Raw genomic sequence first — 12,330 nt, 5'->3', positions numbered from 1 at the left:
ACTCCACCGCGGCCGCCCGGGTGAACTGCGCGACCGCAAGGTCGGTCATCCTCGGGCCATGAGCGCCGACCTCGTCTATCTCGTCGCCGGGCTCTGCCTGATCCTCGCGGTGCTGCTGCCCGCGGTGCTGCGCGGTGCCCCGGTGACCACGCCGATGCTGCTGATCGGCACCGGCATGCTGATCGGGCTGACGCCGCTGCCCGAGGACCTGCCGATCGGCCCCCAGGACAACCGCGCCCTCATCGAGCACGCCACCGAGCTCACCGTGATCGTCGCGTTGATGGGCGTCGGCCTGGCGATCGACCGGCCGCTGGACCTGCGGCGGCTCTCCTCCTGGCGAACCTGGTCACCCGCCTGGCGCCTGCTCGGCATCGCGATGCCGCTCTCCATCGCCTCGGTCGCCCTGCTCGGATGGACCCTGGGTGCGGCACCCGCGGTGGCGCTGCTGCTCGGCGCGGTGCTCGCACCGACCGACCCCGTCCTCGCCTCCGACGTCCAGGTCGGCGGGCCGACGGTCGCCGAGGGTGAGGAGGAGGTGGCGTCGGAGACCGAGGACGACGAGGTCCGCTTCGCCCTCACCTCCGAGGCCGGGCTCAACGACGGGCTCGCCTTCCCCTTCGTGTACGCCGCGATCCTGCTCGCCACCGAGGGCGCCGTCACCGAGTGGGGTGCCCGCTGGGTCGCGTGGGAGCTGCTCGGGAAGACCGCCATCGGTGTCGTCGCCGGGATGCTCGTGGGGCACCTCCTGGCGCGGGTGGCCTTCCGGGCAGGCAATCCGGCGCTGCGCGTCGCCGAGCGCGGGGAGCCGCTGCTCGCCGTCGCGGCGCTGCTGACGGCGTACGGCGTCGGCGAGGTTGCCCAGGGCTACGGGTTCCTCGCGGTCTTCGCCTGCGCGATGACGTTCCGAGCGGCGGAACGGCGCCACAGCTACCACCGCGACATGCACCAGGTCGTCGAGCGGCTCGAGCGGCTGCTGACCCTCTTCGTGCTGCTGGCGCTCGGCATCGCGCTGACGCGTGGCCTGCTCGAGGACCTGGACTCGCGCTCGGTCGCTGTCGCGGTCGCCGTCGTCGGACTGATCCGCCCGGCGGCGGCGTGGGTCGCCCTGGCGGTCCGGGCCCCCTCCGAGGGGACCGGGACGCTCACCCGCCGCGAGCGGTTCGCGACCGCGTTCTTCGGGGTCCGTGGCGTCGGCTCGCTGTACTACCTGGCCTACGCCGGCGCCGACGTCGCCGACTTCCGCGATGGCTGGCTGTGGTCGACGGTCGGGCTCACCATCGTGCTGTCGGTGGTGGTGCACGGCGCCACGGCAGGGCCGGTGATGAGCCGGCTCGAGTGCCGCCGCGCGCAAGGGACCACCCCGACGCCGGGGCGGGGTCCCGAGGGGGAGCCGGAGGCCGCGGACGCGGCCATCGGGTGAGGGGTCTCACCCGGCCGGGTGGTTAGTCGGGACCTCCGTGGGGGACACCTGAGATCGCGCGGCGCTGCACCGCACGGTGCTGTCGCCGTGGCCGAGAGGCCTCCCTCCCCGTTCGACCATCCTCAGGAGATCCCCCATGTCTCGACGCGTCCTCGCGCGCCCTCTTGCCGCCGCCACCGTGGCCTCGGCACTCGTCCTCACCACCCCCGTGGCCGCCCTCGCCGGCGACCAGGGCAACGGAAAGGGCAATGGCAAGCAGGGCACCTCCGCCTCGCAGGCGGACAAGCCCGGCAAGAAGTCCAACGGCAAGTCCCAGGGCAAGGGGAAGGGCCAGTCGAACGGCAAGTCCCAGGGCAAGGGGAAGGGCCAGTCGAACGGCAAGTCCCCGGCCGAGGGGAAGGGCCAGTCGAACGGCAAGTCCCCGGGCGAGGGGAAGAGCCAGTCGAACGGCAAGGCCGAGGGCAAGTCCAACGGCTCCTCGAAGGGCACGGCGACCGGCAAGGCGACCGGCAAGGCGACCGGCAAGGCGAAGCAGGATCCGGCCGGCAACAACGGCACCGTCAAGATCGCGCCGTACGGCGAGATCGACCGCATCCCCAACAACACCCCGCACCCGGGCTGCACGTTCCAGGTCGAGTGGTACGGCTTCGACGAGGGCGACGACGTCGTCTCGCAGGTCTCCTTCGCCATGCAGGCGCCCACCTCCGACGTGGCGCTGGGCGTCGACGGCCCCACCGAGGTGTTCGTGGGCGGTGACAGCGCCACCGGTGCCGGCACCGAGACCGGCCTCGACGGGCGCGAGACCTACACGCTCTCCTTCGACGGCGAGCCGCACCCGAAGCAGGGCTACCACGTGAAGCTGACCGTGGCGACGCCCCGCAGCCAGGGCAACGACACCAAGACCAAGGTCTTCTGGGTGGAGGACTGCGAGCCCGGCACGGTCGAGGACTCCGGCACGGACACCGAGGACGAGGGCACCGGCGAGGACGGCGACGACTCCGCCGTCGCCGGCACCTCCTACGAGACCGGGGCCGACGAGGGCTTCGACAACGCCGAGACCGGCGAGGAGGGTGCCGTGATGGGCACGACCCTCTCGCTCGACGACAGCGACACCGCCGGCACCACCGGGGCCGACGGCTCCGCCGTGCCGACCGGGGTCGACGCGGGTGTCGAGGGCACCGCCCTCGACCGGGCCGGTGATCTCGCCCGCTCGCCATGGGCGCTGCTGGTGCTGGGCCTCGGCCTGGCCGCCGGTGCGGCCGCCGTGGTGACCCGTCGTGCCGGTCGCTGAGGCCGGGCAGCGTGCGGGCCGCCACCGACAACCGGGGCCGGTCCTGGCTCTCGGGAACTCTGGCCCTGGTCGCCGCGTCGCTCGTCGTCCTCGGACTTCTCTGGTGGTGGCAGCAGCCGGGCTCGTCCTCGGACCCCTCCGCGAGCGTGTCGTCGACCCCGAGCAGCTCCAGCGGCTCGACCGGGACGCCGATGCGGGCCTCGACGCCACCGCCGGCCAAGCGACTGCCCTCCCGGCCGGGTGACCCCACCCGGCTGAGCATCCCTGCGCTCGACGTCGACACCGAGGTCGACGCGGTAGGCACCCGACGTGACGTGCTCGTCCCGCCGGCCGACCCGCAGCGGGTCGGCTGGTGGGGCGGGGGCGCCGCTCCCGGCGAGCCGGGTCGGGCCCTGCTGGCAGGCCACACGGTGCACACCGGGGGAGGGGCGCTCGACGACCTCGAGATGCTCGAGCCCGGGGACCGGGTCGTGGTCGGGGGCGAGGGCAGCCGCACGCGGTGGGTGGTCGACAGCGTGCGCGTCCTGGCCAAGGGCGAGCTGGCCCGCGAGGCCGAGCGGGTCTTCGCCCAGGACGGGCCGCCCCGCCTGGTGCTGCTGACCTGCGAGGACTGGGACGGAGCGGCGTACCGCAGCAACGTGGTGGTGGTCGCCCGCCCCGCCTGAGCGTCCGGCTCACCTGGTGGCGATGACGTAAAGATTGCCCGAGGGCTCGGAAATCGCCGCCGACCCTTCCTACCCTGGGGGGCATGCGTCACCTCTCGGGTCTCCTCGTCGTCCTCCTCATCGCCCCTCTCCTGGGCGTGGGGCTCACCGCCGCGCCCGCGGGCGCGCGCACCCCGTCGAACTTCCAGAAGGGCATCCACCGGCTCACCAACGACATCCGCGCGGACCACGACAAGGACAAGCTCGCCAAGCGCGCGTGCGTCAAGCGGTTCGCGAAGAAGCAGGCCAGGAAGATGGCCCGGCAGGAGCGGATGTTCCACCAGGCGCTCGAGCCGATCGCCGAGAAGTGCGGTCTGACCAAGGTCGGGGAGAACGTCGCCGTCGGCTTCACGGCCCCGCAGGGCGTCCTGGATGCCTGGATGGACTCCGACGGTCACCGCAGGAACATCCTCGACGGCGACTTCACCCTGCTCGGGGTCGGCGCCAAGCAGAGCGAGGACGGCACGTGGTACCTCGCGCAGGTCTTCGGCCGGAAGTGAGGCGCCCTCCGGGGCGCGAGTAGGACCGGCGTACGCCGGGGCCGTAGGCTTCCCCCTTGTGGCAGGCCCTGACTACGACGTCGAGATCAAGCAGCTCCAGGCGACGATGCGCACCATCGAGCAGGTGCTCGACCTGGAGGCGATGAAGTCCGAGATCGCCGACCTCGGCGAGCAGGTCGCGGCTCCCGACCTCTGGGACGACCAGGCCAACGCCACGCGCGTGACCGGCCGGCTCTCGGACCTGCAGGGCCAGGTCGAGCGCTTCGAGGCGCTCCAGGGCCGCATCGAGGACCTCGGCGTGCTCGTCGAGCTCGGTGTCGAGGAGGGCGACGAGGACTCGCTCGCCGAGGCCGAGCGCGAGCTGGGCAAGATCAAGGCCGCGGTCGAGAGCCTCGAGGTCCGCACCCTGCTGTCGGGGGAGTACGACTCCCGCGAGGCGATCGTGACGATCCGCTCCGGCGCCGGTGGCGTCGATGCCGCGGACTTCGCGGAGATGCTGATGCGGATGTACACCCGCTGGGCCGAGCGCAACAAGTACCCCGTCGAGGTCTTCGACGTCTCCTACGCCGAGGAGGCCGGCATCAAGTCGGCGGAGTTCGCGATCCACGCGCCCTACGCCTACGGCACCCTCTCGGTCGAGGTCGGCACCCACCGCCTGGTGCGGATCAGCCCGTTCGACAACCAGGGCCGCCGCCAGACCTCCTTCGCCGCCGTCGAGGTCGTGCCCCAGCTGGAGCAGACCGACGAGATCGAGGTCGACGAGAACGAGGTCCGCGTCGACGTCTTCCGCTCCGGCGGCCCCGGTGGTCAGTCGGTCAACACGACCGACTCCGCCGTGCGCCTCACGCACATCCCGACCGGGATCGTCGTGTCCTGCCAGAACGAGAAGTCGCAGCTGCAGAACAAGGCCGCCGCGATGATCGTCCTCAAGGCCAAGCTGCTGGCGAAGAAGAAGGCCGAGGAGGCCGCGCTCAAGAAGGACCTCAAGGGCGACGTCGCCGCCAGCTGGGGCGACCAGATGCGCAACTACGTGCTGAACCCCTACCAGATCGTCAAGGACCTGCGCACCGGCTACGAGACCGGCAACCCGCAGCCGGTCTTCGACGGCGAGATCGACGGGTTCCTCGAGGCAGGCATCCGCTGGCGCCGAGGCGCCGAGAAGACCGACGCCTGACCCTCACCCTCGAGCCGGGCCCGGCCCAACAGGTACGCCGCTGGGCCGATCGCTGAGCCGATCAACTGAGCCGATCAACTGGGGCCGGTCGGCTCAGAGCCGCCAGCGCTTGCCGTCGTCCCCGATGTTCCCGTCGAGGTCGTAGGCCACCATCTGCACGAACGTGGCCTTCTTGGAGACCTTGCGCAGCGCGATGCGGCCCTTGGTCCGCTGGCCCTGGTCGAAGACGTCCATGACCTTCCCGCGCCGGTTGGTGAAGACCACGAGGTAGCCGGCGGCGTCGTCGACCGGCTTCCACTTCAGCGTGAGCTTGGTGCCCTTGCGGTTGTAGAAGCCCTTCTTGATCGTGGGACCGGCCAGCGGGTCGGTGGGCTCCACGACCTCCTCGGCCTGGGTGGTGACCTGGGTGCTGGAGATCGGGCCGTCGCCCTCGCCGTTCACCGCCGCCACCTGCACGGTGTAGGTGGTCTCGGGGGAGAGCCCCGTGAAGGTGTGGCTGGTCGTGCCGGGGGAGACGAGCGTGGAGCCGCCGCCGACGAGGCTGACGCGGTAGCCGGTGACGCTCGACCCGCCGTCGTCGGCGGGCGCGGACCAGGTCGCGGTCGCGGTGGTCGGGGCCGACGAGCTCGCGGACAGGCCGCTCACCTGGCCGGGCACGTCGGCCGTGGTGCCGCCCGAGCAGGTGACGTCGAGGGTGTAGCGGCCGAGCGAGGCGTAGTCGTCGTACCCGGTGTCGACGCTGCCGGTGCCGACGCCGTCGACCCGGGCGAAGAGCGCGCGGCCGGCGCCCTCGTCGATCGAGACCGCGGCGCCCATGCCGCCGGCGGTGCTGCCGTCGCCGAAGTCGGAGGCGGGGTCGTCGGTGTCGAGGACGGTGCCGGCGGAGTCCAGCAGGTCCAGGCGGATGTCGAGGTTGGGGCTGACGGGTGCTGCCGAGGCGGTCACCGCGACCGGGCCCGTGCAGGTGCCCAGGGCGAAGACGTCCTTGTCGGTGCGGGAGGTGATCAGCGCCCCGGCGCTCGGCACGCTCGTGGCGGCCGTCGCCACGGTGCTGCCTGCCTCGTCGGCGACCAGCGTGAGCCCGCCCTCGAAGGTGTTGGGGTTGGTGTCGGTGATCATCGCCAGGTCGTCCTGGCCGCCGTTGGTGGCACCGGAGTAGGAGCCGTTGCTCCACTGGATGACCGGCTTGAGACCCGAGCCCATGATGGGCGCCCAGTTGGCGTGGCCGGCGTAGTAGTCGTCGCTGCCCCTGCCGTGGTGGTCGAGGCCGAGGTTGTGGCCCACCTCGTGGCTGACGGTCTCGGCGATGGAGGCGGCGTCGTCGAAGTACGCCGTGAAGGCCCAGGCGGGCTGCAGGGCGGCGTGCTCCTGGGGCTCGTCGAAGACGCCGATGTAGGCGATGCCGGTGCAGAACTGGCTGCCGCACAGGTCGGCATGCGCCTGCACGTCACCGGTGATCTGAGCGCGGGCTCCGTAGACCTGGTCGCTGGTCCCGCTCCGGGTGATGGCGGCCTGTCCCGGGTCCTCGGTGGTGACGTCGACGTCGAAGGGGGCGTAGTCCTCCGACACCCGCTGCCACACCTCCTGGATGATCGCGTGCTCGGCGGCGTTGAAGCCGGGGTCGTCGTCGAGGGAGAAGCCGTCGACGGTGCCCGTGCTGGTGCTCCAGTAGGAGCCGAACGAGGCGGCGCCGTCGAAGTCGAGGAAGATCGTGCGCTGGCTCCCCGGGCGGCTGTGGAGCGAGAAGGTCTGGGACTCCGGGAAGGTGGCCCGGGCCGGGTTGCTGCTGGGGTCCGAGCGGTCGGCCAGCACGTCGCGGTAGGCGAGGCGTCCGGCCGGTGTGAGGACCAGGCTCGGCTCCTCGAGCAGCATCGAGCGCAGCTCGGCGGGGGAGCGTCCGTTGAGTTCGGCCACGGCGGCGAGGTCGTCACCCACGACCCGCAGCGCCTCACGGCCGGCGACGGTGCGCGGCAGCAGGTCCGGCGCCGCCGTACCGGGCCCGTCGGAGGCCGGGCCACCCGGCGCGGGCGCCGAGATCGAGGGTGCGCTGCTGACACCGAGCGCCAGGGCGGTGGTGAGCAGGACGGTGGACAGGGCGCTCCGGGCGACCCTCGAGCCTGACGGCGACATCGGTGTTCCCTTCGAGCAGCCTGCGCGCCCGAGGGAGCAGGGGCGCGCGGTCCTCAGGGTATCGACGGAGCCGGCGCACCGGGTCCGCTTCACGAGGTCTTCAGCTGGGGAACGGACCGCGGCCCCGGCGCCCGGGTGCCCGTCCCGCGACGTGATCGACCCGACGCGGCCGGGGAGCGGGGTCCGGCTGGGGTCAGCCCGTAGTCTCGCTCGGGTGATTCGCTTCGAGAAGGTCACCAAGACCTATCCCGGCGCCGGGGCCCCGGCGCTGGACCAGGTGTCGGTCGACGTCGAGAAGGGCGAGTTCGTCTTCCTCGTCGGCGCCTCCGGCTCCGGCAAGTCCACGGCGCTGCGCCTGGTGCTGCGCGAGTACCGCGCCACCTCCGGCCGCGTCTACGTCGCCGGCAAGGAGATCAACCGCCTGGCCGGCTGGAAGGTCCCGCGGCTGCGTCGCCAGATCGGCACCGTCTTCCAGGACTTCCGCCTGCTGCAGTCCAAGACCGTCGCCGAGAACGTCGCCTTCGCCCTCCAGGTCACCGGCAAGTCCCCGCGCGAGGTCAAGCGCCTGGTGCCCGAGACCCTCGAGCTCGTGGGGCTGCAGGAGCGCGCCGACCGGCTGCCCGACGAGCTGTCCGGTGGCGAGCAGCAGCGCGTCGCGATCGCCCGCGCGTACGTCGGACGGCCGATGATCCTCATCGCCGACGAGCCCACGGGCAACCTCGACCCCGCCACCTCGGTCGGGATCATGAAGCTGCTCGACCGCATCAACAAGACCGGCACGACCGTCCTGATGGCCACCCACGACCACGGCATCGTCGACCAGATGCGCAAGCGCGTCATCGAGCTCGACCACGGCCGCGTGGTGCGTGACGAGGCCCGCGGCGTCTACGGCTTCTCCCACTGATCCGCTCGCCGAGCCGACACCCGCACCGGAACCACCCGCCCAGACCCAGGAGCTCCCGCCCTCCATGCGCTACGTCCTCTCCAACCTCGGCCAGGGGCTGCGTCGCAACACCTCGATGCACCTCGCGGTGGTGCTGACGCTGTTCGTGTCGCTGAGCCTCGTCGGCTTCGGTGCGCTGCTGAACAGGCAGACCGACCACATCAACGACCAGCTCGGCAGCGAGCTCGAGATCACGGCGTACCTGTGCCGCAAGAACGACAACAACCCCGACTGCCTGGGGGAGGTCACCGAGGCGCAGAAGAAGGCGATCGTGAAGGTCGTCGAGGACAGCCCGGAGGTCGCGGGCTACCGCTTCGAGTCCCAGGAGACGGCGTTCGAGAAGACCAAGGAGCTCTACGGCCCCGAGGAGGCCGACCGCTTCGAGGGGCCCAACGCGATCCTGCGCCCCGAGGACCTGCCGGAGTCGATCTGGATCACGCTGAAGGACCCCCGCGAGTTCGAGGGCATCACCAGTGCGGTCGTCGGCCTGGACGGTGTCGCGCGCCTGGTCGACCAGCGCGAGACCGTCGGGCAGATCACCGGCATCGTCGACTGGCTGCAGCGGGCGGCGCTCATCGTCGCCGGCGTGCTCGGGCTCGCGGCGCTGCTGCTGGTCGCCAACACGATCCGGCTGGCCGCCTTCGCACGCCGCAAGGAGATCGCGATCATGCGCCTGGTGGGCGCCTCGACGCTCTACATCGCGCTGCCGTTCCTCCTCGAGGCGCTGGTCACCGCGGTGGTCGGCGTGGCGCTGGCCGCCGGTGCGCTGGTGGCGTTCGAGCAGTTCGTCGTCATCGAGCGCTACTCCGGGTTCACCGTCTTCCCTCTGGTCGACTGGGCAGACCTGGCGTACGCCGTGGGCGTGGTCGGCATCGCCGGACCGGTCATCACGCTGGTGCCGACACTCCTGCTGACCCGCAAATACGTCAAAGTCTGACCCGAGCGCCGTAACGTCGAGGCGCATTCCCACCTCTTCCCCGAAGCTCGAAGGCAGACCACGGTGCGCTTCTTCCCCAGCGCCTCCCGTCAGCGCCTGGCAGCGGCCGCAGCGGCCGGTGCCCTGGCGCTGGGCGCCATGTCCGTTCCCTCCGCCCAGTTCAGCCTGGCCGCTGACGACCTGAAGGACCAGCAGAAGAAGGTCCAGAAGAAGCTCGACGGTGCCGCCGCCGACCTGGAGCACTCCAGCGAGGCCGCCCGCAAGGCGCTGGCGAAGGCCGAGTCGGCGCGTGCCGACCTCGACCGCGCGAAGGGCCGGTTGAGCCGGGTCCGGGTGCGGCTCGACCACGCGCGCACCCGCGACGCTCGGATGGCCGAGAAGCTGGCGAAGGCCGAGGACCGGCTCGAGCAGGCGCGCGTCGATCTCGCCGAGGGTCAGGCCGCGCTCGCCGCGCAGCACCAGGTCGTGCGCGACCGGGTCGCCGACTCCTACATGCAGGGCAGCCCCGAGCTCGCCACCATCACCAGCTTCCTCAACAGCCGCTCCACAGAGGACCTCACCCGCCAGCAGGCGGCCACCGGCGCGATCATGAGCCGCGAGACCGGGATGTACGACGACCTCGAGGCCGCCGAGCTGCTGCTGCAGACCCGGGAGACCGAGGTGCAGACGGCCAAGCAGGAGGTCGCGTCCGACCGCCGCAAGGCCGCCCAGCACCTGGAGAAGATCCGCCGGCTGACCGCCCAGGCCGTCGCCGTACGTGACGAGGTGCGCGAGCTGGCCACCACGCGCGCCGAGGTCCGGCGCAAGGCGTTCGCGGTGAAGATGAAGGACCAGAAGGCCCTCAACCGCCTCAAGCGGCAGGAGGCGCGGATCAAGCAGCGCATCCTCGCCGCCGCTCGGGCCTCCCGCGGCAGCTCGGTCAGCGCCCAGCCCTCGGGCTTCCTCCAGCGCCCCGTCGCGGGGCCGGTGACCTCGTCCTTCGGCTACCGCACGCACCCGATCTACAAGTACTGGGGCATGCACGACGGCACCGACTTCGGCGTCGCCTGCCGCGAGCCGCTCAGGGCGTCGGGCACCGGCACCGTGATCGCGAAGTACTACTCCGAGGTCTACGGCAACCGCCTCTACCTCTCCCTGGGCCGGGTCAACGGCAAGTCGCTGACGGTGGTCTACAACCACGCCTACGGCTACCGGTACGACGTCGGCGACCGGGTCGCGCGCGGCGCGGTCGTCGGCAGGGATGTGCTGGTCGAGGTGCGAGGGCGGCCACGCCCGAGCCTCGAGACCCCGCCCTCACCAACTCGGTTGAGCCTCCCTGCGAGAATGGCGGGATGGCCAGGGAGCAGGGGCAGAAGATGATCGCGCAGAACAAGAAGGCGCGACACGACTACGCCATCGAGGACACCTACGAGGCCGGCCTGGTCCTGCAGGGCACCGAGGTGAAGTCGCTGCGGATGGGCCGCGCCAGCCTCGTCGACGGCTTCGTCGACCTCGACCGCGGTGAGGCGTGGCTGCACGGCGTGCACATCCCGGAGTACTCCCAGGGCACCTGGACCAACCACTCCGCGCGCCGCAAGCGCAAGCTGCTGCTGCACCGCGAGGAGATCGACAAGATCGAGCGCCGGGTCAACGAGAAGGGCCTGACGGTCGTCCCGCTCGCGCTCTACTTCAAGGACGGGCGCGCCAAGGTCGAGATCGCGCTGGCCCGGGGCAAGAAGTCGTGGGACAAGCGGCAGTCGATCGCCGAGCGCACCGCCAAGCGCGAGGTGGAGGTCGAGGTCGGGCGCCGGCTCAAGGGCATGCGTGACTGACACCGACCTCGGCCAGGAGCTCACCTGGGAGCAGGAGGTCGAGCGCACCACCGCCTTCTGGCAGCGGCTGGGCCTGCCCGGGCTGCTCGACGTGCACACCCATTTCCTGCCGCCGCCGGTGCAGGCGAAGGTCTGGGAGCAGTTCGACAACGCCGGCCCGAAGCTCGGGCGCGAGTGGCCGATCCGCTACCGCGGTAGCGTCGAGGAGCGGGTGGCCCAGCTGCGCGCGCTCGGGGTACGCCGGTTCTCGACCCTGCCCTACGCCCACCGGCCGGGCATCGCGCGCTACCTCAACGAGTGGGCGGCGGGCTTCAAGCGTGACGTCCCCGAGTCGCTGTGGTCGGCGACGCTCTACCCGGAGGACGACGTGGCGGCGTACGTCGCCGAGGGGATCGCCGCCGGGGTGGAGATCTGGAAGGTGCACGTGCAGGTGGGGGAGTTCCACCTCGACGACCCGGCGCTGGACCCGGCGTGGGCGCTGCTCGCCGAGGCCGGCACGCCCGTGGTCGTGCACGCGGGGCACGCGCCGGTCGGCAACGACTACACCGGCCACTCGTCCTCGGCGCGGGTGCTCGAGCGGCACCCGGGGCTGGCGATGGTGGTGGCGCACATGGGCGCGCCGGACTTCACCGAGTTCCTCGACCTGGCCGACCGCTTCGAGCGCGTGCGGCTGGACACCACGATGGTGTTCACCGACTTCGAGCTCGGCGACGCGCACGGCGGCCCACCGACGTACGCCGACGGCTTGCTCGACCGGCTGGATCGGCAGCGCGACCGGCTGCTGCTGGGCACCGACTTCCCGACCATCCCGTACCCCTACGTGCACCAGCTGGAGTCGCTGGAGCGGCTCGGGCTGGGCGACGACTGGCTGCGGACGGTGTGCTGGCACAACGCGGCCGCGCTGGTGGGGGCCGGGCCGGAATACCCGCTGGACCCGGGCCGTTAGGATGGGTGCACAACTCAAGAGGGGCTGATCGGTTTCGACTTGGGACGTTAGTCCGAAGAGAAGCGGGTCGAGGAGCCAGCGTCATCTCGTAAACGATCGCTGGAAACCAATAACTGCCAACGCTAAGCGCAGTTCCTTCGCTCTCGCCGCCTGAGCGGTGATCGAAGCGTCTCCCCGGGTATCCGTCTCCGGCCCGGTGCGAGGCGTCGACTAGGAGACTTGCTTGTCAGCTGCTGTCAGGGTGGCTGACCGGGACTCAAACCTGACTGAGCCCGTCGGGGAGGTGTTCGTGCCAGCCCCGGGGCCGAGAAAAGCGACATCACGAACTGCACCCGGAGAAGACTTCGTTCGACGCTCGAGGACCGGGGTTCGATTCCCCGCAGCTCCACCACGGTAAACTGGCCCTGACCTGCACAAACAGTGCGAGTCGGGGCCAGTTTCGTTTTCGCGTCAAACTCTCGTCAATGGTCGTGG

11 protein-coding genes and 1 other RNA gene are annotated in these 12,330 nt (G+C 71.3%); 11 read left to right on the top strand and 1 reads right to left on the bottom strand.

The window, feature by feature from the left end; translation table 11 throughout:
* Positions 1 to 58 precede the first annotated feature (58 nt).
* The 5 genes from A6R01_RS11680 (at position 59) to prfB (ending at position 5,089) form a co-directional block, all read left to right on the top strand.
* A complete protein-coding gene (locus tag A6R01_RS11680; RefSeq protein WP_292606033.1) occupies positions 59 to 1,420 on the top strand; it encodes a cation:proton antiporter in 1,362 nt (453 codons plus the stop codon).
* Between the two features lie 136 nt (positions 1,421 to 1,556).
* Positions 1,557 to 2,711, top strand: a complete 1,155-nt coding sequence (locus A6R01_RS11675) for a hypothetical protein (protein ID WP_292606031.1) — start codon at positions 1,557 to 1,559, stop codon at positions 2,709 to 2,711.
* Positions 2,712 to 2,722: 11 nt separating this feature from the next.
* Positions 2,723 to 3,376 (top strand): class F sortase, encoded by a 654-nt coding sequence (locus A6R01_RS11670; RefSeq protein ID WP_292606029.1) that lies wholly within the window; start codon positions 2,723 to 2,725, stop codon positions 3,374 to 3,376.
* 83 nt (positions 3,377 to 3,459) lie between these two features.
* On the top strand, positions 3,460 to 3,915 hold the full coding sequence (locus A6R01_RS11665; protein WP_292606027.1) for a CAP domain-containing protein: 456 nt from the start codon (positions 3,460 to 3,462) through the stop codon (positions 3,913 to 3,915).
* Positions 3,916 to 3,973: 58 nt separating this feature from the next.
* A complete protein-coding gene (gene prfB / locus A6R01_RS11660; protein WP_292606025.1) occupies positions 3,974 to 5,089 on the top strand; it encodes a peptide chain release factor 2 in 1,116 nt (371 codons plus the stop codon).
* A gap of 93 nt (positions 5,090 to 5,182) precedes the next feature.
* Here the strand turns inward: prfB and A6R01_RS11655 are convergent, their stop codons facing one another.
* The gene (locus A6R01_RS11655) at positions 5,183 to 7,219 is read right to left on the bottom strand and encodes a fibronectin type III domain-containing protein (protein ID WP_292606023.1); all 2,037 of its coding nucleotides are present in this window, start codon (positions 7,217 to 7,219) and stop codon (positions 5,183 to 5,185) included.
* 214 nt (positions 7,220 to 7,433) lie between these two features.
* Here A6R01_RS11655 and ftsE point away from each other — a divergent pair, with 214 nt between their 5' ends.
* The 6 genes from ftsE (at position 7,434) to ssrA (ending at position 12,247) form a co-directional block, all read left to right on the top strand.
* Positions 7,434 to 8,123 carry a cell division ATP-binding protein FtsE gene (gene ftsE, locus A6R01_RS11650; RefSeq protein ID WP_292606021.1) on the top strand — a complete coding sequence of 230 codons (690 nt, stop codon included), beginning with the start codon at positions 7,434 to 7,436 and terminating at the stop codon, positions 8,121 to 8,123.
* A gap of 64 nt (positions 8,124 to 8,187) precedes the next feature.
* Positions 8,188 to 9,099: a permease-like cell division protein FtsX gene (gene ftsX, locus A6R01_RS11645; protein WP_292606019.1), complete on the top strand. Its 912-nt coding sequence runs from the start codon at positions 8,188 to 8,190 to the stop codon at positions 9,097 to 9,099.
* A gap of 63 nt (positions 9,100 to 9,162) precedes the next feature.
* Entirely contained in the window at positions 9,163 to 10,458 is a 1,296-nt protein-coding gene (locus A6R01_RS11640; protein WP_292606017.1) for a M23 family metallopeptidase, read from the top strand.
* On the top strand, positions 10,431 to 10,910 hold the full coding sequence (gene smpB, locus A6R01_RS11635) for an SsrA-binding protein SmpB (protein WP_292606015.1): 480 nt from the start codon (positions 10,431 to 10,433) through the stop codon (positions 10,908 to 10,910). The genes A6R01_RS11640 and smpB overlap by 28 nt, the downstream gene beginning before the upstream one ends.
* The gene (locus A6R01_RS11630; RefSeq protein WP_292606013.1) at positions 10,903 to 11,856 is read left to right on the top strand and encodes an amidohydrolase family protein; all 954 of its coding nucleotides are present in this window, start codon (positions 10,903 to 10,905) and stop codon (positions 11,854 to 11,856) included. Before smpB ends, A6R01_RS11630 begins: the two co-directional genes overlap by 8 nt.
* A gap of 20 nt (positions 11,857 to 11,876) precedes the next feature.
* Positions 11,877 to 12,247, top strand: a transfer-messenger RNA (tmRNA) gene (gene ssrA / locus A6R01_RS11625).
* The last annotated feature ends 83 nt before the right edge of the window (positions 12,248 to 12,330 follow it).

It is taken from the genome of Nocardioides sp. REDSEA-S30_B4, from assembly GCF_001627265.1.
Classification (GTDB): Bacteria; Actinomycetota; Actinomycetes; order Propionibacteriales; family Nocardioidaceae; genus Nocardioides.
The sequence above is the reverse complement of the archived record's forward strand: the minus strand, read 5'-3'. Positions and strand labels throughout refer to the sequence as shown.